This window comes from Bradyrhizobium guangzhouense (assembly GCF_004114955.1).
GTDB classification, from domain to species: Bacteria; Pseudomonadota; Alphaproteobacteria; order Rhizobiales; family Xanthobacteraceae; genus Bradyrhizobium; species Bradyrhizobium guangzhouense.
The window spans coordinates 752,290-777,635 of the sequence record NZ_CP030053.1 but is presented as its reverse complement, the minus strand read 5'-3'; the positions used below and the strand labels follow the sequence as shown (position 1 = coordinate 777,635).

Here is a 25,346-nt window from a genome sequence, read left to right as displayed (position 1 = left end):
TAAAGTAGCAAGCGGCCGCCGCCCGACCAACCGCGCGGTAATACCGATGCACAGCTATCCGGTGGTTTATTCGAAGCTGGACAGCAGGATTTTGACCAGTATGACCTGAAATGCGATCGGGATGCGGACGCTCTTGCGCCGGATCGAGCGCTGCAGCGCGCCCGCGATCTCCGCGGCGGTCAGGCCGCCCGCCGACGCATTGGCAATCAGATCCGCCCACATCTGCGACAGCGAGCCGCCTGCCGGGATCACCGGCTTGATGGTGACGCCGCAGCCCTGCGCCCAATCGACGATCTCCCGTATGGTGTGCGGTCCGCAGTTGCGAGCGGTCGCAAGGCGCTCCGCCGTCAGCGCACGCAAGAGCTCGCGCGAGGGCGACCAATTGCCCTTCGGCGGCTGCTCGCCGGTGAGCTCGACCGCGAGTTCCTTCAGGACGTTCTGGGCCCGCACGCTCAGTCGCTTCAGCGGCGCCGGCGCGCGCTTCGCCTCACCGGCGCCGACCGCCGGCCCTCGCTCGGCGGCCGCGCGATTGCGCGGCTCGGACAGGCGAGCGGCATCGCCGCCCTCGCTGGAGGGCCACGCAACCTCCTGCCGCTCCGTCTCCTGAGGCCAGGATTGTCGTTTCCGGCTATCCGCCACTGTCGTCTGCCGCGCCATTGTTCTCGCCGAACCCGACCGCCCCGTACTCACAAAGACTAATATATATCGTTATCCGATATGTTTTCACGACATAATTTTCGTCGTTCGACCAAAGGCGAAATTGACAGAAGGCCTTCACAAGCAATGCTTACGTGCAAGAGCTACACGCGGATGTGACGTGCCCGGCGCAAGCAGGCCTTCGGGGCCCGCTTGCTGCCGGACAAGTCGTGTTTTGTCTGCAAACAAGAACGATGTTCGGAGGAAACGACCATGACTGACGATCTCATCCGCCGCCACCTTTCGCGCCGCGGCCTGCTCCAAACCACGGCGGGCCTCATCGGCGGCTCGATGCTGCCGACGATGCCGGCCTTCGCCGACGACAAGCCGGCGATCGGCTCCTATCCCGCGGGCGTGTCGGGTTCCACCGCCTTCATCGGCATCTCGGTGCCGCGCACCGGAACCTATGCCGTGCAGGGCGAGGACGAGCTCAAGGGCTACCAGCTCGCGATCGAGCACATCAATGAAGGCCATGAGCTGATCAAGAAGATCTCGCCGAAGACCAGCAAGGGCGTGCTCGGCAAGGAACTCAAATTCGGCGTCGCGGATTCCGCGGCAAAGCCCAACGAAGCGGTGCAGGCGCAGCAGCGCTTCATCAGCGAGAACAAGGCGATCATGATCACCGGGGGCACCTCGAGCGCCGTGGCGGTCGCGCTGAACAAGCTCGCCCAGCGCGAGCACGTGCTGTTCGTCTGCGGCATCTCCGGCTCGAACGACACCACCGGCAAGGATTGCGTGCGCTACGGCGTCCGCCAGAACTTCTTCGGCCAGACCGCCGCGGCCGCGATCGGCCCGGTGATGGTGCGCGAGTTCGGCAAGGGCAAGAAGGCCGCGTATCTGACGCCCGACTACACCTACGGCCACACCGTCACCAAGTCGATGCAGGACTTCCTTGCGACGGCCGGCTGGACAACCGTCACCAACCAGGTTGCCCCGCTCGGTGCACCCGACTATTCGTCCTATCTGCTGAACGTCGCCAATTCCGGTGCCGACGTGCTCATCAACGTCAACTGGGGCCACGACGCGGTGCTGTCGACCCAGCAGGCCAAGCAATTCGGCGTGCTCGACAAGATGAAGCTGGTGGTGCCCTACCAGGTGCCGTTCATCGCACGCGACACCGGCGGCCTGATGCAGGGCGTCTACGCCGCGACTGATTATTGGTGGACGATCGAAGACAAGTTCCCGCTGGCCAAGATGTTCAACGAGGCCTTCGAGAAGAAGTACGGCTACAAGCCGGAATGGGGCGCCGAGAACGCCTATGTCAGCTTCGCGCATTGGGCCCGGATGTGCGAGGAAGCCGGCAGCTTCAATCCGCCCGATGTGATCAAGACCTACGAGAAGGGGGAGACCATCCCCTCGCTCGTTGGCGACGTGCATTACCGCCCCGAGGATCACCAGTGCGTCCGCCCCGTCATCATCGTCAAGGGCAAGCAGCAGAAAGACATGAAGAACAAGGAAGACTGGTACGACGTCGTCGAGATCGTCCCGGGCGAAGGCCTGATGCAGAAGCCCGACGCCTTCGGTTGCCATCTCGGCGACTACACCTGATCCCGAGCTAACCCCTGTGACGCCGCAGGCCAACCTCTGGACCTGCGGCGTCACCTTTTTTGACGCACGCCCCGTGCGCGTCACGACAGCGATTGTTGCATGATCAGTTGGCCCAATCTCGTTTCGCAGCTTTTCAACGGACTGGCGCTCGGTGCCCTGCTCGCGCTGATCAGCTCCGGCCTGACCATCATCTACGGCACGCTCGGCGTGCTCAACCTCGCGCATGGCGCGATGTTCATGATCGGCGGCTATGCCGGCTTCGTTACCTACCAGTACACGGAATCCTTCATCCTCGCCGTCATCGCCGGCTCGCTGTTCGTGATGCTGCTCGGCGTGGCGATGGAACGGGTCATTATCAGGCACTTCTATCACCGCCCGCACGAGGATCAGCTGCTGGTGACGTTCGGACTCGGCATCTGCTTCGTCGAGCTCGTGCGCCTGATCTTTTCGAGCCAGTCGCAGATCGTACCGCCGCCGGCGCTGTTCCAGGGCATCACCAATCTCGGCTTCATGTTCTATCCGACCTACCGCCTCGCCGTGGTCGGCATCGTCGCGGTCGCCCTTGGCGCGCTGTTCATCGTGCTCTACCGCACCCGCCTCGGCATGATCGTGCGCGCCGGCATCGAGGATTCGGTGATGGTCGATTCGCTCGGCATCAACGTCTACCGCGTCTTCATGATCGTGTTCGGCATCGGAGCCATGGCCGCCGGCTTTGCCGGCATCGTCAATGCGCCGGTGGTGTCGCTGACCCCGGGCATCGGCGACGACATCCTGGTCCAGACCTTCGTGGTGGTGGTGATCGGCGGCGTCGGCTCGTTCCCCGGCGCGATTCTCGGCGGCCTGATCGCCGGCGAGATCATCAGCGTCACCTCCATGTTCAACCCCGGCTATGCCTATGTGATGCTGTTTGCGGCGATGACGCTCGTGCTCGTGGTGCGACCGCATGGCCTGCTCGGCGTGCAGGGCCGTGAGTAAGTGATCCGCTGATGCTCAAGCAACGCCCGTTCCTGATCGAGACGCTGACGGCCATCGGCCTGATCGTGGCTCCCTTCGTGCTGCCTCATCTCGGCTTCGCGCCGAACACGGTGAACCGCATCCTGGTCTGGGGCCTGTTCGGCCTCGGCTTCGACATCCTGTTCGGCTTCACCGGCCTGTTGTCGTTCGGCCAGTCCGCCTTCTACGGCACCGGCGGCTTCGTCGCTGCTTACCTGCTGACCCGCGCCGGCTTCAGCAACGTGCTGGGCGCGCTGATCATCGGCATGATCGCGGCGGCGGCGACCGGCTACCTGATCGGCCTGATCGCGCTGCGCCGCACCGGCATCTACTTCGCCATGATCACGGTGGCGATCGCGGAAGTGTTCTTCTTCGTCGAGTTCAATCCGCTCTCGGATTTCACCGGCGGCGAGAACGGCCTGCCGGGCGTGCCGACGCCGAGCTTCAATCTCGGCTTCACCACCATCCATTTCACCAATGGCTGGTCGCTCTATCAGTTCATCGCGCTGTGCTATTTCATCGGCGTCGTCATCGCGCTCAAAATCGTGCGCTCGCCGGTCGGCGCCATCTTCAGCGCCATCAGGGACAATCCGCTGCGTGCCACCGCCGTCGGTCACAACATCCACGGCTACAAGCTGACCGCCTTCGTGATCGCAGCCGCTTACGCAGGCTTCGCCGGCGGCCTGCTCGGCGTGCTCCAGGCCTTCATGCCGCCGGACGCTTTCACGTTCGATACGTCCGGCCAGCTCGTGATGCAGACTGCCATCGGCGGAAGGGGCACGTTGTTCGGTCCGCTGGTCGGCGCAACCGTCTGGCTGTTCCTTCAGGATTTCCTGCAGTCCGCGCTGGGCTTGGGAGCGGCCTGGAAGCTCGTGCTCGGCGTCGTGTTCGTGCTGCTGGTCTGCTTCCTGCGCGGCGGCATCGTCGGCGGCCTGGTCGATCTCTACGGCCTCGTCTCCGGCAAGCGCGCCCGGAAAGCCGCGGAGACGGAGGAGGTTGAAGTCGAGACGCCGCTACAAGCTCCACCTGCCCCGATGCAGGCCAAGGAGGTCGAACATCCCGCCTATTCCGGCCCGATCCTGAAAGCCACCGGGCTCACCAAGCGCTATGGCGGCCTCGTCGCCAACAGCGATATCGACTTCAGCGTCGACCAGGGAGAACTGCGCGGCATCATCGGTCCCAATGGCGCGGGCAAATCGACCTTCTTCAAGATGCTGACCTGCGAGATCGCACCGACGTCGGGGCAGATCGTGTTCGAGGGCCGCGACATCACGGGACTGAAGGTCACGGACGTCTGCCAGCTCGGGCTCACCAAGAGCTACCAGGTCAATCAGCTCTTCACTGGGCTGACCGTGCGGCAGAACCTGACGATCGCAGCCCTCGCGGAGCTGCGCGGGAAATTCCGGCTCGACCTGTTCCGTACGCTTGCCGGCGTCAAGGGTCTGACGGAGCAGGTGGAGCACACGCTCGCGCTCGTCAACCTGACCCGCCGCGCCGACACGCCCGTATCCGAGCTTGCCTATGGCGAGAAGCGCCGGCTGGAGATCGGGCTCGCGCTCGCGACGTCCCCGCGCCTCCTGCTGCTTGACGAGCCGCTCGCCGGCATGAGCCCGCGCGAGCGGATCGAGACCGTCAAGCTGCTCAAATCGATCGCGCGCGGCCGAACCATGATCATCATCGATCACGACATGGATTCGCTGTTCGAGCTCGTCGAGCGCGTGACGGTGCTGCAGGAGGGCCGCGTGCTGGTCTCCGGTACGCCCGAGGAAATCAAGACCAACGCCGCGGTGCAGGAAGCCTATCTCGGCGGCGTGCACGGAGAGATCGCCGCATGAGCCTGATCGAGGTCCATGGCCTGAACAGCTATTACGGGGACTCGCACATCCTGTTCGACGTCGCCATGCATGTCGAACGTCACGAGGTGGTGGCGCTGCTCGGCCGCAACGGCGCCGGCAAGAGCACGACACTGAAGAGCCTGATGGGCGTGGTGCCCCCGCGCAGCGGCAGCGTGAAGTTCGACGGCATCGACATCGCCGGCCGCCGGAGCCACAAGATCGCGCAAGCCGGCATGCAGCTCGTGCACGAGGAGCGCCGCATCTTCGGCAGCCTGTCGGTGGAGGAGAACATCCTCCTTGCCGGCATCACGGCGCCAAAGCGCTGGCCGCTCGGCCGCATCTACGAGATGTTTCCGCGGCTGAAGGAGCGGCGCAGCAACCGCGGCACCGAGCTCTCCGGCGGCGAACAGCAGATGCTGGCGATCGCCCGCGCGCTGGTGCGCGATCCCAAGATTGTGCTGCTGGACGAGCCGTTCGAGGGACTGGCGCCGGTCATCGTCCACGACCTCGTCAAGGCTTGCCGCGAGCTCGCGGCCGCCGGCCAGACCATCGTGCTGGTCGAGCAGAACCTGGCGGCGACACTGGCGCTGGCGAGCAGGATCTACATCATCAACAACGGCCACATCGTGCATGAGGGGCCGGCGCAGGAGCTCAAGGCCCAGCCCGAGCTGCTCCAGCGCTATCTCGGCGTTTAACTCGCAAGCGCCGCGATCAACCGCTTGGCGTGATCGGCGAGCACGGCCATGTCTTCCTTGCGGGTCTGTGCCGGCAGCAGCTCGACGCCGGCCCTGACCGGCATCACGTGCATGTGCAGGTGAAACACCACCTGCCCGCTGGCCGGCTCGCTGAATTGCTGCAGGATGATGCCCTCGGCGTCGAACGCCTTCATCGCGGCAACGGCGATCCGCCTGGCGGTCCTGATAACCGCGGCGAGATCGTCGTCGGTGATGTCGAGAATGCCGCGCGCCGGCGCCCTTGGGATGACCAGCGCATGCCCGGGCGAGCGCGGCATGATGTCCAGGAAGGCGAGGCTGCGCTCGTCCCTGAACACCTCGAAGCAGGGAATCTCGCCGCGCAGGACCTTCGCAAAGACATTCTGATCGTCATAGGCGGTCATGGATGTCCCTCCCTCGCTGCGCGGTGCGATCAAACGCGCTCCTTTCCGTTGACGCAAGCGAGGCAGCCGATCTATCCACGATGCCAGGCAGGATGGTTCCCTTGGCGACAGGCTTCGATTCCGGACAGAGCATCGAGAGCGCCCGGCGCGCGCTCTCGATGCTGCTGCAAGCAGCCGGCATCGAGGAGCCGTCCCTCGATGCACGCCTGCTCGTCGGTGGGGCGCTGGGACTCGATCTGACTGGCCTGATCAGGCAGGCGGACCGACAGCTCACGCCAGAGGAGGCTGCGCGGCTCGAGGGCTACGCGCAGCGAAGGCTCGCACATGAGCCGGTCGCCCGCATTCTCGGCACCAGGGAATTTTGGGGCCTGCCGTTTCGTTTGTCGGAAGCGACCCTGGTCCCCCGCCCTGATACCGAGACGGTGGTCGAGCGTGCCCTCGAGCATTTTCGCGAGCACGGCGCCTCCCATCCGCCGCGCATTGCCGATATCGGCACCGGATCCGGCGCGATCCTGCTTGCGCTGCTGCACGAGATTCCCGATGCCTTCGGTGTCGGCACCGATCTCAGCCTGACCGCGCTTCATACCGCCAGAGGCAATGCCGCCGCCCTGGGCCTTGCCGATCGCGCCCACTTCGTCGCCTGCTCCTACGCAGCGGCCCTTCGCGGCCCGTTCGATCTGATCGTGTCGAACCCGCCCTATATTCCCGCAGGGGAGATTCCGAAATTGGGCATCGAGGTCCGCGAGCACGATCCGCATCTGGCGCTGGATGGCGGCAATGACGGATACGATGCCTACCGCGCCCTGATTCCCCAGGCCGCCGGCCTGCTCATCCCCGGCGGAGCCCTGATCGTCGAGGCGGGCCAGGGCCAGGCCGGGAATATTGAAACCTTGATGGCAGCCGCCGCGTTATCGATCGACAGGCCCCCTAAGGCAGACCTGGGGGGCATTCCAAGGGCCGTCTCGGCCCGAAAAATGCCCCCATAAAAGCCGGATTGGGCTCGAAAAAACCTCTTGGAATATCCCGTGGGAACGACTACGTTCCGGTCAACACATCGGTGCCGGCCCCGTAGACCTACGGGCGAAAGCCGGGCTCTCGGGCGAGAGCTTTACTGATTATAGGTTCCAAGCCGCAGGTCCTGTTGAGCGCGATGGCCATTGGAGCTGCGCTGCTCTCCGACCGCAACGTGAACGAAAGCCTGATATTGCGCTTGAAGACTTACGCAACAAAGCTGGGCTTGTTTCGGCAGGCGATATGAATGGGTTCGCTGGCAAAGAATGCTGGCGGGTGGGGAACGCGTCTTTGTTGAACGCGACGGTCGACGAACATTGGCAGGGTTCAAGCCGCCCTTGCGCGCGGTGCGCGCGAGGCCTGTGAACCGCTGTCGGCAGGTCACTCCTAGCAATCAGTAATGCGTGCAACCTTTAGGGCTGGAATTAAAGGCAGGACATGAGAAACGGTCAGAACAAGCAGCGGATGCGCAACCGCAACAATAACAACAATAACAACAACCGACGTGGCCAGAACCCGATGACCCGGGTCTACGAATCGAACGGCCCCGACATCAAGATCCGCGGCACCGCCTCCCACATCGCCGAAAAATATCTTCAGCTTGCACGTGACGCGCGTTCCTCGGGCGACCCGGTTGCCGCCGAGAACTACTACCAGCACGCCGAGCATTATTTCCGCCTGATCGCGGCGGCCCAGGAGCAGTTCCGCCAGAACCAGCAGCCGCGCGGCGACGAGCCCATCAGCACCAGCAGCGATGACGGCGAGGACGACGGCGAGAATTTCTCGGCCTTCGGCCAGGAACCCGGCTTCGTTCCGCAGCCGCCGCAGCAGCAGCCCTTCATGCGCGACCGCGACGGCCAGCGCGATCACCAGCGTGACTACCAGCCGCGCGACAATCGCGAGAACCAGCAGCCCTATCAGCGCGATCAGCAGCCGCGCGAACATCGCGAGCGCGAGCATCGTCCGCAGCCGCAATATCATCAGCAGCCGCAGCCTCCGAACCAGCCGCAGCCTGTCGTCGCCGACGCCGGCAGCGTCGATCGCCTGCCGTCCTTCATCACCGGTGCGCAGCCGCAGACCAACGGTGCGCCGGGCGGCTTCGAAGGTGGCAATGGCGGCGGTGGCGAGCGTTATCCGCGGCGGCGGCGGCGGCCGCATAACGGCCCGCGTCCCGAGCGCGAGGCAGCTCCGGCCGCAACCAGCGACGATCTTGCCCCGGGCGAGTAAGCCCGACCTGCGACCTTGATGGATTGCGATCGTCCCGGCCTCGCCGGGACGATTTGCTTTTAGCCCCGCCTCATCGTGGTCGAGGACGGCACCAGCACCGGCTTCGCCAACGAGGGAATCAGCCTGGCACGTTCGCGTTTGGCCGGGATCGCGCGATAGACCTGCTTGGTCGCCTCGACGATGTGGACGCCGGCGAACGGCAGCGACAGCGCCGCTCCGGCGCGCTCCCACATCTGCGCCGATTTCAGCACCCAGCGGCCGGCATAAGGCGGCATGAACAGCGCCTCGCCCCAGCCTGTTGGCGTGAACCAGGTCTGGCGCAAGAGGTCCGTGATCTGCGAGCGTGAATAAGGACGGCCGTGGCCGAACGGCGTGTTGTCGCTGCGCGTCCAGACCCCGCGCCGGTTCGGAATCACCGCAATGACGCGTCCGGAGGGCGACAGCACGCGCCAGACCTCGCGCAGCAGCGCGGCCGGATCATCCGACATCTCCAGCGCATGGACCAGCAGGATGCGGTCCACCGCGGCGTCCGGGAGCGGCAGCGAGAACTCGTCGACCAGTGCGGCCAGCGCGGGCCGCCCCGTCGGCCATTTCAACACGCCCTGTGCTGCCGGCATGAAGGCGATGCAGCGCTCCGCGTCCTCGCGGAACAGCCCGAGATAGGGCGTCGGATAGCCGATGCCGAGCACGCGCTGGCCCTCCGCGCCCGGCCAGCGTTCCCTGATGCCGCGATTGATCATCTGTCGCGCCACGATGCCGAGGCGGCGGGAATAGAATTCTCTGAGGTCGACGACGTCGATGGTCATGACGGCAATGTAACATGCACGAGGTGGCCGCTGCGCGCGGAATATTGCATTGCCTGCGCAACGTTAACGCCATATTTGTCTGGCGGGGCTGAGCGCGATGGAGATGTCATGGCCGCCGAAATTCGTACTTTCAACTGTTTAAACGACAATTTCGGTTATCTGATCCACGATGTGGAGACCAAGGCAACCGCGTCGATCGACGCCCCCGAAGCCGGCCCCATCATCAAGGCGCTGGAGCGCGAGGGCTGGCAGCTCACCGACATCCTGATCACCCACCATCATGGCGATCACGTCGGCGGGGTGGCCGAGCTCAAGCAGAAATACAATTGCCGCGTCGTCGCGCCGCATGACAAGACGACGAAGATCGCAAACGTCGATCTGCGCGTCGCCAATGGCGACGTGGTCAAGGTCGGCAAGCTGCTGGGGCGCGTGCTGGAGACGCCCGGCCATACGCTCGACCACATCTCCTACGTGTTCGACACCGAGAAGACGCTGTTCGCCGCCGACACGCTGTTCTCGATCGGCTGCGGCCGCGTATTCGAGGGCAACTATCCGATGATGTGGGACTCGCTGTTGAAGCTGCGTGCTCTGCCCGACGATTTCAAGCTCTATTGCGGTCACGAATACACGGCGTCGAATGTCAAATTCGCGCTCACGGTGGAGCCCGACAATGCGGCGCTCCAGGCGCGGGCGACGGAGGTTGCGAGGCTGCGGGCGGAGAACAAGCCGACGATTCCCTCACTGCTTGGTGATGAGAAGCGAGCAAACGTGTTCCTGCGAGCCGATGAACCGTCGGTCGCAGCCAGGCTACACATGAAGGGCGCGGATGCCGCCGCAGTGTTCGGGGAGCTGCGCGAGCGCAAGAACAAGTCCTGAAGCCCAAGTCCCGAAGCACACGTCCTGAAGACTAAATCCTGACGGGGATCGATGCCGACCGCAGCCGAGATCATCGCGCGCCTCGAACTCCGCCCGCATCCCGAGGGCGGCCATTACCGCGAGACCTTTCGCGACCAGACCACCGACGCCAACGGCCGGTCGCGCTCGACCCTGATCTACTTCCTGCTCGCGCGCGGCGAGCGCTCGCACTGGCACCGGATCGATGCGGTCGAGACCTGGCACTATTATTCCGGCAGCCCCTTGACGCTTCGCATCGCCCATGAGGGCTGCTCGCAGCATGAGGTGCGGCTCGGCACCGATCTCGTGAGGGGCGAGCGGCCGCAGGCGATCGTGCCGGCGCACGCCTGGCAGATGGCGGAGACCACAGGCGAATGGACGCTGGTCGGTTGCACCGTCGCGCCGGCGTTCGAGTTCGCAAAGTTCGAGCTCGCGCCGAAGGGCTGGGAGCCCTAGCCAGCCATCACCGCTTCCGAAGCACCATGTCCTTCGCTGCGATTAGGCCACCGCCGGCGATCAGGATGGCGGCGACTGCGATGTTGGCGCTGGCCTTTGCGAAGCCGGCAGCGATGAGGAATCCGGTCGACAGCAGCGGCGTCGCGTAAGACGCGGCGCCGAGCACGCGGATGTCACCGCGCTTCATACCGATGTCCCACGCGTAGAAAGCCGCACCAACCGGGCCGATGCCGAGCCCGATCACCGCGAACCACTGCAAAATGGTCTCGGGCCAAACCGTGGTTTCGAGCAGACCATGCATCAGCACTGCGAGCAGCGATGTGGCGAGGCAGAAGCCGGCGACCGCATCGGTCGGCACTGCCTTCAATCGCCGCGACAGCACCGAATAGGTCGCCCAGACGAAGGCGGCGATGAAGGCCGCAATCAAGCCGGGCACCGCGCCCGGCGCGAAGCCCGACGTATTGCCGGCAAACAGCAACACCGTGCCGATGAGGCCGAGCACCGCGCCGATGACGTGATGCATGGCGAGCCGCTCGCCCGGCAGGAAGGACGAGAACAGCACGATCAGCAGCGGCCACATGTAATTGAGAAGGCCGGCTTCGGCCGGCGGCGCGAAGCGCAGGGCGAGGAAATACAGCGCGTGATAACCGAACAGGCCACCGACGCCGACGATCCACACGACCAGCGGCTGACGCAGGCTCTTCGCGGCGTCACCGCGGCCGATCCAGGTGAACAGCCCGACGAGGCCACCAATTGCGAACGTCATGGCGGCGAGCTGGAACGCCGGGATTTTGCCGGTCGCCACCGTCATCACTGACAGCAGCGACCACATCAGGATGGCGGTCAATCCGATCAGTGTGGCAGCGCGCGGGGTCATCGATCAAAAGGCTCTGAGGACGCTTATGCCCGGCACGAGGCCGGGCATTTGCGTCTTCACTATCGCCTTGTCTCGCTCAGCGCTACAGGCTTGATGTCCCGTCAGGCCTGATACTGACCGCCATTGATGGTCATCGTCGAGCCCGTGATGAAACCGGCTTCGTCGGCAGCAAGGAACACGACCGCGCGCGCGATCTCCTCGGGCTCGCCGAGGCGAGCGACCGGAATCTGCGGGATCACGCTCTTCTCCAGGACCTCCTTCGGCACGGCCTGCACCATTTCGGTGTTGATGTAGCCGGGGCAGATCGCGTTGACGGTAATGCCGCCCTTGGCGTTCTCGAGCGCGAGCGCCTTGGTGAAGCCGATGTCGCCGGCCTTCGCCGCGGAATAGTTGACCTGGCCGAACTGGCCCTTCTGGCCGTTGATCGACGAGATCGAGATGATGCGGCCGAACTTGCGCGAACGCATGCCCTCGATCACCTGCCGCGTCATGTTGAACAGCGAGCCGAGATTGGTGTTGATGACGGCGTTCCACTGCTCGAGGGTCATCTTGTGGAAGGCCGTATCGCGGGTGATACCGGCATTATTGACCAGCACCTCGACCGGGCCGAGATCGGCCTCGACCTTCTTCACGCCTTCGGCGCAGGCATCGAAATTGCTGACGTCCCATTTGTAGACGGCAATACCGGTCTCGGCCTTGAACTTCTCCGCCGCAGCATCATTGCCGGCGTAGCTCGCCGCGACCTTGTAGCCCGCCGCTTTCAGCGCCTTGCTGATCGCAGCTCCGATGCCGCGCGTACCACCCGTCACCAATGCAACTCGTGCCATATCGTATTCCTTCCCTTGGACTCTTCGGACGTTTCTGGTGATCGCTTTTTAACGATGGATTATGCGGTTGGTTTGACGGACATCAAGAACAAAACGCCCGGCGTTGAGCCGGGCGTTTGTATTTAGTCGAGGCTTGCGCGGTTGCGAAGAATATTTGATTTGCAACCGCTGCCTTTTTAATCGCGTGCAACGCACTCACTGACGTGTGCAGCGCACCCGTCAGTCAGATGTCAGCTTTAGTCGCGCGCGAGACACATCGCGATACCCATGCCGCCGCCGATGCACAGCGTGGCAAGACCCTTCTTCGAATCACGCTTCTGCATTTCGTGCAACAGCGTCACCAGCACGCGCGCGCCGGACGCGCCGACCGGATGGCCGATCGCGATCGCACCGCCGTTGACGTTGACCTTGGAGGTGTCCCAACCAAGGTCCTTGTTGACGGCGCAGGCTTGCGCCGCGAAGGCCTCGTTGGCCTCGATCAAATCGAGATCGCCGACGCTCCAACCGGCCTTCTTCAGCGCGGCGCGCGAAGCCGGGATCGGGCCAGAGCCCATGATCTTCGGATCGACGCCGGCCTGCGCCCAGGACACGATGCGCGCGAGCGGCTTCTTGCCTTCCTTCGCGGCCTGCTTGGCGGTCATCAGCACCACGGCGGCGGCGCCGTCATTGATGCCGGAGGCCGAGCCTGCGGTAACCGTGCCGTCCTTCTCGAAGGCGGGCTTGAGCTTGGCCATCGCATCGATCGTAGCGCCATGGCGCGGGTATTCGTCGGCGCTGACGACCACGTCGCCCTTGCGGGTCTTGATGGTGACAGGGACGATCTCGTCGTTGAACTTGCCGGCCTTCTGCGCAGCTTCGGCCTTCTGCTGCGAGGCGACCGCGAACTCGTCCTGCTGGGCACGGGTGATCTGCCACTGCCGCGCGACGTTCTCGGCGGTGTTGCCCATGTGGTAGCCGTTGAAGGCATCCCACAAACCGTCCTTGATCATGGTATCGACGAACTCGACCGCGCCCATCTTGACGCCGCCGCGCAGGTACTGGGCGTGCGGAGCCATGCTCATGGACTCCTGGCCGCCGGCGACCACGATCTCGGAATCGCCGTTGAGCAGCGCCTGATAGCCGAGCGCGACGGTACGCAGGCCCGAGCCGCAAAGCTGGTTCACACCCCAGGCCGGGCTCTCCACCGGAATACCGGCACCGATCGAGGCTTGGCGGGCAGGGTTCTGGCCTTGGGCAGCGGTCAGGATCTGGCCCATGATGACTTCCGAGACCCGACCGGGCTCGATGCCGCCGCGCTCCAGCGCGGCCTTGATGGCGACGGCGCCGAGGTCGTGTGCGGGAAGGGTCGCGAAGGCTCCGTTGAAGCTTCCGACCGGGGTGCGGGCGGCGCTGACGATGACGACATCGTCTGACATGGGCATCTCCTGAGGCTTGAGGTTCTGTGTAGAGGGGGCGGCGGGGCTGGAAAAGCGTTCGCCAGTCTCGTGAGCCATCCTGTTAACGTCGTTGAGGCATGTCAATCGGCCGGCGACCGAATTCATGCCGCAGCGCATTCAAAATAGCGTTCTTGGCGCTTTCGCAAGCAAGATTTTGCTCCGCGATTAACCGTGCCGCACAAAACGGTAGCGTGAGCCCTTTGAAAATGCTTATTTTGTTGCGTTGCGTACTCTTCCCGCCCTGCGGCATAGCCCTGCAGGTTCCTGTTCTCCGCGCTTGCAAGTGAGAGCCCATGGCGAAATCAGACCAACCCACCACGATCAAGAAATACGCGAACCGCCGGCTCTACAACACCGGAACGAGCACCTACGTGACGCTCGAAGACCTCGCTGCCATGGTCAAGGACGGCGAAGATTTCCTGGTCTACGACGCCAAAACTGGCGACGACATCACCCGCTCCGTGCTCGCCCAGATCATCTTCGAGCAGGAGAACAAGGCCGGCCAGAACCTCCTGCCGACCACCTTCCTGCGCCAGCTGATCCGCTTCTACGGCGACAGCATGCAAATGGTGGTGCCGAAATATCTGGAGCAGTCGATCGCGACGTTGACCCAGGAGCAGGAAAAGTTCCGCAAGCAGATCGCCAACACGCTGTCCGGCACGCCCTTCGCGCCACTGGAAGAGCAGGTCCGCCGCAACATGGAGCTGTTCCAGCAGACCTTCTCGATGTTCAAGCCATTCGCCCCCTCCACGGGGCGCCCGACAGCCCCGGAGCCGGAGCCCGATGCCAACGCCCCGGCGGCGACGGACACCAACATCGACGACCTGCGCCAGCAGATGAAGGACATGCAGGAGCGCCTCGAGCGGATGTCGAAGAAGGACGAATAGTCTCTCCTTCGCTCTGCCGCGGCCGCATGGCACGACGCTGAGGGAGCCGCCATGTCCGACCGCACGGCGCACTGGCAGAACGTCTACGCCACCAAGGACGAGGCCGAGGTCAGCTGGTTTCAGGACAATCCGGCGATCTCGCTCGAGATGGTCCGGGCGGCCAGTCCCGATCAAAACGCAGCCATCATCGACGTCGGCGGCGGCGCATCGCGCTTGGTCGATGCGCTGCTGCAGGACGGATATCGCAATCTCGCGGTGCTGGATCTGTCGGCCAATGCGCTCGATGCGGCCAAGAAGCGAATCGGTACGGCCGCCTCGAAAATCGACTGGATCGTCGCCGACGCCACCACATGGCGGCCGGTGAAGGGCTATGACGTCTGGCATGATCGCGCCGCGTTTCACTTCCTGACCGATCCACATGACCGGGCGGCCTATGTCGAGCATCTGCGGTCGGCGATTGTGCCGGGCGGACACGTGATCATCGCGACGTTCGCGCCTGACGGCCCGGAGAAATGCAGCGGCCTGCCGGTGCAACGGCACGACAGCGCAAGCCTTTCAAGCGAGCTCGGGCCCGACTTCGAGCTGGTCGAGACGCGGAGCGAGACGCATCACACGCCGTGGCAGTCGACACAGGCGTTTCAGTTCAGCCGGTTCAAAAGAAGCCGTTAGACACAGGTGTCATGCCCCGGCCTGACCTGGCTTGACCGGGGCATCCAATACGCCGCGGCCCATCGATTCAATCACAACCGTCTCTGGAATACGGGATCGTCCGATCAAGTCGGACGATGACAGCGGAGTCCTTGGCGGGCGCGCCTACGCCGCCAGCTTCACCGCATGGGCAAAGTCCCAGTAGAGCTTGCGCGCCTTGGTGTAGAACGGACCCGGCTGCAGCTCGCGCTCGTCGATACGAATCACGGGCGCGACCTTGGCAAAATTGCCGGTCGAGAAAATCTCGTCGGCGGCGAGGAAATCCTGATAGCGCAGCGTCTTCTCGACCACCGTGACGCCGTCGGCGCGGAGCAGGCTGATCACGCGCTGGCGCGTGATCCCATTGAGGAAGGTGCCGTTCGGCGCCGGCGTGAAGACAACACCGTCCTTGGCCATGAACACGTTGGAATTGCCGAACTCGGCGACGTTGCCGAGCAGGTCGAGCATCAGCGCGTTCTGGAAGCCGCGCGAGGCGGCTTCGGCAAGGGCGCGCGAATTGTTCGGATAGAGGCAGGCGGCCTTTGCGTCGACCGGCGCGCATTCGGCGGTAGGCCTGCGGAACGGCGACAGCGTGATCGCATTGCCCGTCGGCTTTGGCATCGGCGCCTCGTAGATGCACAGGCACCAATTGGTGGTCTCGGGATCGAACAGCACGCCGCCACCGGCGCCATTCTGCGCCCAGTACATCGGACGGATATAGAGCTCGGCATTCGGTGCGAAGCGCGCGATGCCTTCGCTCGCGAGCGCCAACCAGGTGTCGGCATCGACCACAGGTTTCAGGCCGAAATTGATCGCGGATTGATTGGCACGGGCCATGTGACGGTCGAGATCGGGCGCGACGCCTTCGAAGGCACGCGCACCGTCGAACACCACCGAGCCGAGCCAGGCGCCATGCGTACGCGGCCCCATGATCGGCACATTGCCCTCGTGCCATTTGCCTTCGAAGAAGGTCCAGCTCGGCGAATAGTCGATCGGCTTCTTGATCTCGGCCATGGCAAGCCTCCCCTCGAAAATATCCGGGCACTATTGTCCTAATTTCTAAACGATTTGCTGCGGTGAAGCATCAACTCTTGCCCCGAACCGAGATCGAGACAATAGCGCGACCAAACCGGCTATAATGCCTGGATGTCACGGAGTTTCCCATGCCGCTCGATCCACTCGCGAAGCGCTTGTTGACCATGATGGCCGCAGCCGCGCCCCAGGCGCGGAGCCGGCCGAGCGTCGAGGTGCGGCGACAATCGCTGGCCAAGCTGATGCAGTTTGCGCGGGCCGACGCGCCCGATGTGATCGCCTCCGACGGCATGCTGCCCGGCCCCGGCGGAGAGCTGCCCTATCGGCTGTATTCGCCAGCGTCTGCCGGGCCCTCCGCGCCTGGCTTCGTCTTCTTTCATGGCGGCGGGCTCGTCGCCGGCAGCATTGCGACGCATGACCGCATCGCGGCGGCGCTGGCGCATGCGACCGGCTGCCGTCTCGTGTCGGTCGACTATCGCCTCGCCCCCGAGCACAAATATCCCGCTGCCGTCGACGACGCGATCGCGGCTACCGAATGGGTAGCGCGCGAAGCCTCCTCGCTCGGCATCGATGCCGAGCGGCTGGTGGTCGGCGGCGATTCCGCCGGCGCCACGTTGGCGGCGATCGTATGCCAGGAGGCGGTACAGAGCGCCGGCCTCTCCATCGCCGCACAATGCCTGGTCTGCCCGGTGCTGGATTTCGAGGCGGTTTCCCCCTCGCGTGAAGCGTTCGCGGAAGGTCATCTGATCGACCGCGCCACCATCGAGGCCGATCTGTCCGATTATCTGCCCGAGGGGCTGGATGCGGCCGATCCCCGCATCTCGCCGCTGCGCGCGACGCGTCTCGCAGGCCTGCCGACCACGATCATCCACACCGCCGAGTTCGACCCGATGCGCGACGAGGGCAATGCCTATGCGCGCAAGCTGCTCGCCGCGGGCGTCGTAGTCGAGCACGTCTGCCACGACGGCATGGTCCACAATTTCCACGCCATGGGCGCGATCCTGCCGCAGGCGCAGCTCGTGCTGTCGCAGATCGGGGAGCAGGTCAGGCGCGCGGTCGAGAAATAGGCACGCAGGGCACGCTCTCGCGTCGAGCACGAGCCTGCACTCCGGCCGGCGAATGTGTCAGTGCGATCACGGCAAGGTCACCGCGTGCATCCAAACCGGTTATCGCTTGCGATAGCGCTTGACCACACGGGCGATCAGGCTCCATCTAACGACAATTTCTTGCTCAGATCACCACGCGCCGGATTGTCACGTGTCACATCACGATCCATCGCATCGTTGGGCTTTGCGGGCTGCTACGATCGGATTGTTGTGTCTGGCCACGTCGGCCGGCGCCGCCCGTGCCACCGACGCGGAGGATGAGGACGCACGGGCAAAGCCAGCGATACCCAACATCTATCTCGATCTCCGCACGACCTATGCGACGATCCCGGCGGGCACGCTCGGACTTGGCTTCGGCAACACCTCACTCTCAGCCGCGTTCGAGGCGCTGGCGGCGCTACGTGGCGTGACACTGCCGAACGGCTTACCGGCCGCGAAATCGATCGCCGTCGACCTGCCGCTGACCGTGGATGTCAGCGATCGCGTTTCCCTCTATGGCGGCGTCTCCGGCTCATCGACCGATATCGGCGGCGGCTGGTCGTCCTTCGACATCACCAGCTGGAATATCGGCGTGCAGGCCGATCTCTACCAGCAGAACGGCGGCAAGATCCCGACCATCACGCTGCAATCCACCCTCACGCAGTCGGTGCCGAACGAACAGGGCATGACGAATTCGTTCAACCATGTCCTGGAATTCGACTACGCGCTGGACGAGGACGAGACGCGGGGCTGGCTCGCCGGCGTGCAATACACCAACACCGACATCGCCAGCCAGTTCGCCCGCATCAAGCCGAACACGATCCTCTATGCCGGCGGCTATTACCAATGGCCGAGCAACTGGAAGTTCATCGGTCGCCTCGGCGTGCAGTCGTTCGGCGGCGCCCAACTCGCGGGCCGGCCTCTGGCTGATGCCTTCACCCAGCCGATCCTGCGGCTCGACCTCGACCGCATGGACGACAATGACAACCGCCTGTTCGGCATCACGGCGCAGATCGCGTGGATGCCGAAACCGTCCTATCAGGTGACCCTGCGCACACCGCTTTACGCCGTGCGCAACTGACCGCGGGCCGCGGTGGATTTTTTTGTAAACACCGCGTCAACCCCACGTTAATCCTCATCCAAAAACGTCGAGCGCGTTACATTGCCGCAAGTAACCTTGCGCGACACTGAGGCGGCTTTTCGCTTGGCGTGTTCGCACTGGAGGCTACGGATGTCCCGCTTGGTCACGGAACGGACGTTCCTTGCTGGGAAAATCTTCTTCAATTTCGGCCAGTCGTCGATCGACTGCGTCGTGCGCCGGCTGTCCGAAGAGGCCGCGACGCTCGAAATGGAGAGCGGTCTCGGCGTTCCCGAACGGTTCCAGCTCAGGCTTGCCGGGCGCGAGACTCTCGCCTGCCGCGTGATCTGGCGGTCGGACCGTCAGGTCGGGGTTGCCTTCGAACAGCCAGGCAGCGAGCAGGCGACGGGCGAGGAACGGGATCGCTCGTCCGACGCGTTGATGCGCGCCCAAATGCTGGCGCTGCGTGCGGCCCTCGATCACGTGCCGACCGGAATCGTGCTGCTCGATGCCGATCTCAGGGCGCGCCTCATCAACCGGTCGTTTCGCGAGATGTGGCATCTGCCTGACCAGGTTGCCGACAGCAATCCATCCATTCTCACGCTGCTTCATCACGGGCGCGACATCGGAGCCTACGAGGTGCCGGACCCCGCCCTCGAGGCCCACGTGATCGAGCGCGTCCGCGTGATCGAGGCGGGCGATCCGACGCCGATCGACGTGCGCCGAACCAACGGCGATGTCGTGCGCGTCCAATGCACGCCCTTGCCGGACGGCGGACGCATGCTGACGTATACGCCTGTTACCGACATCGTCCGTTCCTCGGACGAGCTGAAGCTGCTGCGGGATGCCCTGGAGAATGTTCAGGACGGCGTGCTCCTGCTCGATTCCGACTTGAACGCGAGCTTCATGAATCTGCGCATGCGCCGGTTCTGGGAGGTGAGCGAAGAGGAGGCCGCCAGACGCCCGGCCTATGCTGCGCTGGTGAGCCGCGTGCAGCGCGCGAGCGCACCCGACCTGGCGGCGAGCGAGCTGGCTAAATTCCCGGGCAAGCGCGTTGCCGAGGTCATAGCCGGCGATCACGTGCGCGACCTTCAAACGCCCGATGGGCGGCGGATCAGGGCTCATTGCACCACGATGTCGAATGGCGGCCGGATGCTGACCTATGTCGATATCACCGATCTCACCAACAAAGCCGCCATGCTGGAGCGGCTGGCGACCACCGATCCGCTGACGAGCCTGTACAATCGCCGGCATTTCCTGGGGGCGCTCGATGCGGAGTGGAGTCGCTTCCAGCGCTACTACCGCTCGGTCTCGGTCCTGATGCTCGACATCGATCATTTCAAGTCGGTCAACGACCGCTACGGTCATGCGGTCGGTGACGAGGCGATCAAGGCCGTTGCCGCCGCATGCAACGAGGGCAAGCGCAAGTCCGATCTCGTCGGCCGCATCGGCGGCGAGGAGTTCGCGGTTCTGCTGCCCGAGACCAGCCTGTCACGCGCCAGGCTCGTCGCCGAGCGAATCCGCAAACGCGCGATGGCGATCCGGTTGAAAGCGCATCAGGCGCAGTTCGGGGTCACCGTCAGCATCGGCATTGCCGAGGCCACCGTCAGCATGTCCGGCATCGACGCGCTGATGGGCGCGGCCGATCAGGCGCTCTACCAGGCCAAGAACGAAGGCCGAAACCGCTGCATCGCCTTCGCGCCTCCGCGGCCTGCAAGCAAGGCCGCGGAGTGATCGTTCGCAGCCGATCTACTCCGGCAGCGGCACGTCGAAGGTGTTCAGCGTCACCGAGACAATGCAATAGACCCCGACAAGACAGGACAGTTCCGCGGCGCCGTGCTCGCCGAACCGGAAGACGCCTTTAGGGCGTCATGCATTCTGCGGATTGACGACGTCGTCGACCTCGAGCGCCAGTGGCTGCGCGGTCTCGAGGAACGACGACAGGGCCGCCTCAAACGGTGCCGGGTCGAGACCGCGCGCGGAGAGCCAGGAAGGTTCGTAATAGGTCTGCCGATAGCGCTCGCCGGAATCACAGATCAGTGTCACCAGTGATCCTGTCTGGCCTGCCTTACGCATCTCCGAGGCGAGCCGGCACAGCGCCAGGAAGTTGGTACCCGTGGAGCCGCCGACCGCGCGGCGCAGCCGGCGCGATAGCACGTTCATCGCGGCGATGCTCGCCGCATCCGGGATCTTCATCATGCGATCGACCACACCGGGCACGAAGGACGGCTCGCAGCGCGGGCGGCCGACGCCTTCGATCAGCGAGGGGCGTTCGCAGACACGCGAGCGATCCTGCGCGCGGAAGCAATCGAAGAAGGCGGAATGTTCGACATCGGCGACGCAGAGCCGCGTCGGATATTGGCGGTAGCGCAGATAGCGGCCGATGGTGGCCGATGTGCCGCCGGTGCCTGCCCCCATCACAATCCAGTCGGGCAGCGGGCGCGGCTCGCCCTTCAACTGCGTGAAGATCGATTCAGCGATGTTGTTGTTGCCGCGCCAGTCGGTGGCGCGCTCGGCGAAGGTGAACTGGTCCATGTAGTGGCCGTTCAACCGGGTCGCGAGTGCGGCAGCTTCCGCATAGAGCGTGCGGCCATCGTCGATCAGATGGCAATTGCCGCCATAATGCTCGATCGCAGCGATCTTCTCGGCCGAGGTCGTGCGAGGCATCACGGCATAGAAGGGTACGCCGATCATCTCTGCGAAATAGGCTTCCGACACCGCAGTCGAGCCCGACGACGCCTCCACCACGGGCGTGCCTTCGCGGATATGACCGTTGCAGAGCGCGTAGAGGAACAGCGAGCGCGCCAGCCGGTGCTTCAGGCTGCCGGTCGGATGCGTGGACTCGTCCTTCAGATAGAGGTCGATGCCTGACAGCGCCGGCACGATCAGACGGATCAGATGAGTGTCGGCCGTGCGGCACTGATCGGCCTCGATCGCAGCGACCGCCTCGTCCACCCAGCCGCGCCGGTAGGCCGGCGCCATGGGATCATGCTGGCGAAAGGGAAGCGGAGGCATCAGATGAATCTCTCATGATGCGCATCGCACATCAATAGCTCTGGATTATTGTTTGACGCGTTTTCATGACGCGAACCCGAGGCGTCGCTTGAAAACGCGATGGCTCAAAACTCCAGCGGCGCGTTGTCGACCACTTCCTTCATGACGAAGAAGGTGCGGGTCTGGCGGACACCGGGCAGTGCGATCAGTTGCTCGCCATGGATGCGGTTGAAATCCTCCATGTCGCCGACGCGGATCTTGAGGAAGTAGTCGAAATCGCCGGCGACGAGGTGGCAGTCGAGCACGAATTTGAGCTTGGCGATCGCCTGCTCGAAGCTGGCAAAGCTCTCCGGGGTCGAGCGGTCGAGCACGACGCCGACCATCACCAGCGTGCCCTTCGCCACCTTCTTCGGCGCCACCATGGCGCGAACCGTGGCGATAAACCCATCCTCGAATAGGCGCTGGGTCCGGCGATGGCAGGTGGCAGGGCTGATCGCGACTGTTTCAGCCAGCTCGGCGTTGCTGAGCCGCCCGTTATTCTGCAGCAATCTCAACATCTTGAGGTCGATACGATCAAGCCGGGCCGACATGGAAGAAACTTCCGGATAATGACAGAAACTTGGAAGAAATCATAGCAACCAGCGCAAAATACGCAATGTCTGGTGCAATAGAAGTGCAATATTCGAAAGCACCTTTTTGCATTGCAGTGCTAGTCACATCCCAGACACAACGCCATCAGGGACGATCAAATGAACCTGGACAAATTTGCGCGCTATCCGCTCACCTTCGGCCCGACCCCGATCGAGAAGCTGGAGCGGCTGTCGAAACATCTCGGCGGCAATGTCGAGATCTACGCCAAGCGCGAGGACTGCAATTCCGGTCTCGCTTATGGCGGCAACAAGCTGCGCAAGCTCGAATACATCATTCCCGATGCGATCGCCTCGAATGCCGATACGCTGGTCTCGATCGGCGGCGTGCAGTCGAACCACACCCGCATGATCGCCGCCGTCGCGGCCAAGATCGGCATGAAGTGCCGCCTGGTGCAGGAAGCCTGGGTGCCGCATGAGGACGCCGTCTATGACCGCGTCGGCAACATCATGCTCTCGCGCATCATGGGCGCCGACGTGCGCCTGGTGGATGACGGCTTCGACATCGGCATCCGCAAGAGCTGGGAGCAGGCCGTCGAGGACGTCAAGGCTGCGGGCGGCAAGCCCTACGCGATTCCCGCCGGTGCGTCCGTGCACAAATTCGGCGGCCTCGGCTATGTCGGCTTCGCTGAGGAAGTGCGTAAGCAGGAAAAAGAGCTCGGCTTCAAGTTCGACTACATCATCGTCTGCACCGTCACCGGCTCGACTCATGCCGGCATGCTGGTCGGCTTCGCCGACGACGGCCGGGCGCGAAAGGTGATCGGCATCGATGGGTCGTTCACCCCCGATCAGACCAAGGCGCAGGTGCTCTCGATCGCCCAGAACACGGCGAAGCTCGTCGAGCTCGGCAAGGACGTCGTTGCAGACGACGTCGTGCTGATCGAGGACTATGCCTATCCAGCCTATGGCGTGCCGTCGGAAGAGACCAAGGAGGCGATCCGTCTCACCGCACGGCTCGAAGCGATGATCACCGACCCTGTCTACGAAGGCAAATCGATGCAGGGCCTGATCGACCTGACCAAGAAAGGCTATTTCGAGAAGGGCGCGAAGGTCCTCTACGCCCATCTCGGCGGCGCGCCTGCGCTGAATGGCTACGGATACGCGTTCCGGAACGGCTAGGGTAGCCCAGCTCTCGCCTCATACACCTGTGTCGTCCCGGGCAAGCGTAGCGCAGACCGGGACCCATACGCCGCAGCAATCGTTTGCGAAAACTCGTGGTTGCCAGCGTGCCGTAACAACGTCGCCCTGTGGTTATGGATCCCGGATCTGCGCGCGCTTTGGGCGCGCTTGTCCGGGATGACGTGTGGAGGGAGATGGGCTTCGCGCCCCTACCGCGTCCTGACGATCTGCAACAGCTCCTCGCCATAATGCTCGAGCTTCTTGTCGCCGATCCCTGGGACATTGCGCAGCTCGTCGAGCGTCGTCGGCCAGGCCCGTACGATGCCGTCAATGGTGGCATCGTGCAGCACGACATAGGCGGGCACGCCGCGCTCGCGCGCCACATCCGAGCGCCAGGACCGTAGTCGCGCGCGCAATTCGGGATCGACATCGCCCTGCGGCGTGTTCGCTGCGGGCGCAAGTTCGCCGCGGCGCGACTTGGCACGGCTGGCGCGGACGCGCGTGCCAGCTGCTTCCTCGCGCAGCCACACTTCGGTCTCGCCACGCAGCACGCCCCGCGCAGTCTCCGTCAGCTTCATCGCGCCAAAGGCTTCGCTGTCGGCCTGCAAATGCCCCATCGCCACCAGCTGCCGCAACACGGTACGCCATTGCTTCTCGTTGAGCTCGCGCCCGATGCCGAACACCGACAGCTTGTCGTGGCCGAACTGCGTCACCTTGTCGGTCAGGCGCCCGATCAGCACGTCGATCAGGTGCATCGCGCCGAAACGCTGCCCAGTGCGATAGACGCAGGACAGAAGTTTTTGCGCCAGCACCTTGCCATCGCGCATCTTCGGCGGCATCAGGCAATTGTCGCAATTGCCGCAGACCTCGGCGCCGACCTCCTCGCCGAAATAGGCGAGCAGCCGTCTGCGCCGGCACTGCGCGGTCTCGGCGAGGCCGACCAGCGCGTCCAGCTTGCCGATCGACACGCGCTTGAAATCGTCGGAGCCGCTGGACTCGTCGATCATCCGGCGCTGCTGCACGATGTCGGAGAGGCCATAGGCCATCCAGGCCGCCGACGGCTTGCCGTCGCGCCCGGCACGCCCGGTTTCCTGGTAATAGGCCTCGATGCTCTTGGGCAGGTCGAGATGGGCGACGAAGCGCACGTCGGGCTTGTCGATGCCCATGCCGAACGCAATGGTCGCTACGATGACGATGCCGTCCTCGTTGAGGAAACGATCCTGGTTGCGCGATCGCACACTGCTGTCGAGACCGGCGTGATAGGGCAGCGCGGCGATGCCGGCCTCGTCGAGAGCTGCGGCGACCTCCTCGACCCGATTGCGGGACAGGCAATAGACCACGCCCGCGTCGCCGGCATGCCGTTCCCGGATGAAATCCTTCAGCTGCGACACCGCGTTGCGCTTGTCGACGATCTCGTAGCGGATGTTGGGCCGGTCGAAGCTGGAGACGAACTGCGGGCTGTCGGTCAGCTGGAGGCGCTGGACGATTTCCTTCCGCGTCAGCTCATCTGCGGTCGCAGTCAGCGCGATGCGCGGCACATCTGGAAAGCGCTCGGCGATAACGGAGAGGCCGACATATTCGGGCCGGAAATCGTGCCCCCATTGTGAGACGCAATGCGCCTCGTCGATCGCGAACAGCGCCACCTTGGCCTGCGCCAGCATCGCCAGGCAGCGCGGCGTCACCAGCCGTTCCGGCGCGACGTAGAGCAGATCAAGGTCACCCGCGATCAGGCGGCGCTCGATCTCGGAGGCCTCCTGGAACGACAGCGACGAGTTCAGCGCGGCGGCGTTGACGCCGGCCTCGATCAGGCCGGCGACCTGGTCACGCATCAGCGCGATCAGTGGCGAGACCACGATGCCGCAGCCCTCGCGCAACAGCGACGGCAATTGATAGCACAACGATTTTCCGCCGCCGGTCGGCATCAGCACCAGGCAATTGCCGCCGTCAGTCACGTGCCTGACGATCTCGCCCTGCGCCCCGCGAAAACCCGGCAGGCCGAACACGGAATGCAGCACAGACAGCGCATCGCGGCCATCGGCCGGCGCTGGCAGTGGAGCGGTAGAAGGGACGGACATGGGCGCGTCGGGCTTTGCG

Annotated in this window: 24 protein-coding genes and 1 pseudogene; 14 read left to right on the top strand and 11 right to left on the bottom strand. The window is 64.2% G+C overall.

Features of this window, described 5'->3' with window-relative positions:
• Positions 1-66 precede the first annotated feature (66 nt).
• A complete protein-coding gene (locus tag XH91_RS03750) occupies positions 67-657 on the bottom strand; it encodes a hypothetical protein (protein WP_206733512.1) in 591 nt (196 codons plus the stop codon).
• A 252-nt stretch (positions 658-909) separates the two neighbouring features.
• Here XH91_RS03750 and XH91_RS03745 point away from each other — a divergent pair, with 252 nt between their 5' ends.
• The 4 genes from XH91_RS03745 to XH91_RS03730 all read left to right on the top strand — a co-directional run bounded on the left by XH91_RS03745 (position 910) and on the right by XH91_RS03730 (position 5,767).
• Complete coding sequence (locus tag XH91_RS03745; protein ID WP_128949336.1) at positions 910-2,244, top strand: substrate-binding protein; 1,335 nt, start codon at positions 910-912, stop codon at positions 2,242-2,244.
• Positions 2,245-2,343: 99 nt separating this feature from the next.
• On the top strand, positions 2,344-3,219 hold the full coding sequence (locus XH91_RS03740) for a branched-chain amino acid ABC transporter permease (RefSeq protein WP_128949335.1): 876 nt from the start codon (positions 2,344-2,346) through the stop codon (positions 3,217-3,219).
• 11 nt (positions 3,220-3,230) lie between these two features.
• Positions 3,231-5,072 carry a branched-chain amino acid ABC transporter ATP-binding protein/permease gene (locus XH91_RS03735; RefSeq protein WP_128949334.1) on the top strand — a complete coding sequence of 614 codons (1,842 nt, stop codon included), beginning with the start codon at positions 3,231-3,233 and terminating at the stop codon, positions 5,070-5,072.
• The gene (locus tag XH91_RS03730) at positions 5,069-5,767 is read left to right on the top strand and encodes an ABC transporter ATP-binding protein (RefSeq protein ID WP_128949333.1); all 699 of its coding nucleotides are present in this window, start codon (positions 5,069-5,071) and stop codon (positions 5,765-5,767) included. The genes XH91_RS03735 and XH91_RS03730 overlap by 4 nt, the downstream gene beginning before the upstream one ends.
• Here the strand turns inward: XH91_RS03730 and XH91_RS03725 are convergent.
• A complete protein-coding gene (locus XH91_RS03725; protein ID WP_128949332.1) occupies positions 5,764-6,189 on the bottom strand; it encodes an HIT domain-containing protein in 426 nt (141 codons plus the stop codon). The genes XH91_RS03730 and XH91_RS03725 overlap by 4 nt on opposite strands.
• 92 nt (positions 6,190-6,281) lie before the next feature.
• On the opposite strand from XH91_RS03725, the gene prmC reads away from it, so the two are divergent.
• Positions 6,282-7,175, top strand: coding sequence for a peptide chain release factor N(5)-glutamine methyltransferase (prmC, locus tag XH91_RS03720; RefSeq protein WP_128949331.1), 894 nt, complete (start codon positions 6,282-6,284; stop codon positions 7,173-7,175).
• A 463-nt stretch (positions 7,176-7,638) separates the two neighbouring features.
• Entirely contained in the window at positions 7,639-8,427 is a 789-nt protein-coding gene (locus XH91_RS03715; protein WP_128949330.1) for a DUF4167 domain-containing protein, read from the top strand.
• A gap of 59 nt (positions 8,428-8,486) precedes the next feature.
• Here XH91_RS03715 and XH91_RS03710 read toward each other — a convergent pair whose 3' ends face one another.
• Complete coding sequence (locus tag XH91_RS03710; RefSeq protein ID WP_128949329.1) at positions 8,487-9,233, bottom strand: methyltransferase domain-containing protein; 747 nt, start codon at positions 9,231-9,233, stop codon at positions 8,487-8,489.
• A gap of 108 nt (positions 9,234-9,341) precedes the next feature.
• Here XH91_RS03710 and gloB point away from each other — a divergent pair, with 108 nt between their 5' ends.
• Complete coding sequence (gene gloB, locus XH91_RS03705) at positions 9,342-10,109, top strand: hydroxyacylglutathione hydrolase (protein ID WP_128949328.1); 768 nt, start codon at positions 9,342-9,344, stop codon at positions 10,107-10,109.
• 51 nt (positions 10,110-10,160) lie between these two features.
• Complete coding sequence (locus XH91_RS03700; RefSeq protein WP_128949327.1) at positions 10,161-10,583, top strand: cupin domain-containing protein; 423 nt, start codon at positions 10,161-10,163, stop codon at positions 10,581-10,583.
• A gap of 7 nt (positions 10,584-10,590) precedes the next feature.
• On the opposite strand, the gene yddG is transcribed toward XH91_RS03700, so the two are convergent.
• From yddG to XH91_RS03685, 3 genes are all read right to left on the bottom strand, one after another.
• Positions 10,591-11,460, bottom strand: coding sequence for an aromatic amino acid exporter YddG (yddG, locus tag XH91_RS03695; protein WP_128949326.1), 870 nt, complete (start codon positions 11,458-11,460; stop codon positions 10,591-10,593).
• Between the two features lie 101 nt (positions 11,461-11,561).
• Positions 11,562-12,287 (bottom strand): acetoacetyl-CoA reductase, encoded by a 726-nt coding sequence (phbB, locus tag XH91_RS03690; RefSeq protein WP_128949325.1) that lies wholly within the window; start codon positions 12,285-12,287, stop codon positions 11,562-11,564.
• 236 nt (positions 12,288-12,523) lie between these two features.
• Positions 12,524-13,702, bottom strand: a complete 1,179-nt coding sequence (locus tag XH91_RS03685; protein ID WP_128949324.1) for an acetyl-CoA C-acetyltransferase — start codon at positions 13,700-13,702, stop codon at positions 12,524-12,526.
• A 314-nt stretch (positions 13,703-14,016) separates the two neighbouring features.
• On the opposite strand from XH91_RS03685, the gene phaR reads away from it, so the two are divergent.
• Both phaR and XH91_RS03675 read left to right on the top strand, forming a co-directional pair.
• The gene (gene phaR / locus XH91_RS03680; RefSeq protein WP_128949323.1) at positions 14,017-14,610 is read left to right on the top strand and encodes a polyhydroxyalkanoate synthesis repressor PhaR; all 594 of its coding nucleotides are present in this window, start codon (positions 14,017-14,019) and stop codon (positions 14,608-14,610) included.
• A gap of 51 nt (positions 14,611-14,661) precedes the next feature.
• A complete protein-coding gene (locus tag XH91_RS03675; protein WP_128949322.1) occupies positions 14,662-15,279 on the top strand; it encodes a class I SAM-dependent methyltransferase in 618 nt (205 codons plus the stop codon).
• 144 nt (positions 15,280-15,423) lie between these two features.
• Here the strand turns inward: XH91_RS03675 and XH91_RS03670 are convergent, their stop codons facing one another.
• A complete protein-coding gene (locus tag XH91_RS03670) occupies positions 15,424-16,311 on the bottom strand; it encodes a branched-chain amino acid aminotransferase (protein ID WP_128949321.1) in 888 nt (295 codons plus the stop codon).
• A gap of 149 nt (positions 16,312-16,460) precedes the next feature.
• Here XH91_RS03670 and XH91_RS03665 point away from each other — a divergent pair, with 149 nt between their 5' ends.
• From XH91_RS03665 to XH91_RS03655, 3 genes are all read left to right on the top strand, one after another.
• Positions 16,461-17,396: an alpha/beta hydrolase gene (locus tag XH91_RS03665; RefSeq protein WP_128949320.1), complete on the top strand. Its 936-nt coding sequence runs from the start codon at positions 16,461-16,463 to the stop codon at positions 17,394-17,396.
• 223 nt (positions 17,397-17,619) lie between these two features.
• Positions 17,620-18,495, top strand: a complete 876-nt coding sequence (locus XH91_RS03660; protein WP_128954709.1) for a hypothetical protein — start codon at positions 17,620-17,622, stop codon at positions 18,493-18,495.
• A 150-nt stretch (positions 18,496-18,645) separates the two neighbouring features.
• Positions 18,646-20,226: a sensor domain-containing diguanylate cyclase gene (locus XH91_RS03655; protein WP_128949319.1), complete on the top strand. Its 1,581-nt coding sequence runs from the start codon at positions 18,646-18,648 to the stop codon at positions 20,224-20,226.
• Positions 20,227-20,241: 15 nt separating this feature from the next.
• Here XH91_RS03655 and XH91_RS39330 read toward each other — a convergent pair.
• The 3 genes and pseudogenes from XH91_RS39330 to XH91_RS03640 all read right to left on the bottom strand — a co-directional run.
• Positions 20,242-20,349, bottom strand: a pseudogene (locus XH91_RS39330) (carboxymuconolactone decarboxylase family protein); the annotation flags it as partial.
• Positions 20,350-20,361: 12 nt separating this feature from the next.
• A complete protein-coding gene (locus tag XH91_RS03645) occupies positions 20,362-21,507 on the bottom strand; it encodes a PLP-dependent cysteine synthase family protein (RefSeq protein ID WP_128949318.1) in 1,146 nt (381 codons plus the stop codon).
• 104 nt (positions 21,508-21,611) lie between these two features.
• The gene (locus XH91_RS03640) at positions 21,612-22,076 is read right to left on the bottom strand and encodes an Lrp/AsnC family transcriptional regulator (protein WP_128949317.1); all 465 of its coding nucleotides are present in this window, start codon (positions 22,074-22,076) and stop codon (positions 21,612-21,614) included.
• 159 nt (positions 22,077-22,235) lie between these two features.
• Between XH91_RS03640 and XH91_RS03635 the strand changes: the two genes are divergently transcribed.
• On the top strand, positions 22,236-23,252 hold the full coding sequence (locus tag XH91_RS03635; protein ID WP_128949316.1) for a 1-aminocyclopropane-1-carboxylate deaminase: 1,017 nt from the start codon (positions 22,236-22,238) through the stop codon (positions 23,250-23,252).
• Positions 23,253-23,461: 209 nt separating this feature from the next.
• Here the strand turns inward: XH91_RS03635 and recQ are convergent, their stop codons facing one another.
• Entirely contained in the window at positions 23,462-25,327 is a 1,866-nt protein-coding gene (recQ, locus tag XH91_RS03630) for a DNA helicase RecQ (RefSeq protein ID WP_128949315.1), read from the bottom strand.
• Between the last annotated feature and the right edge of the window lie 19 nt (positions 25,328-25,346).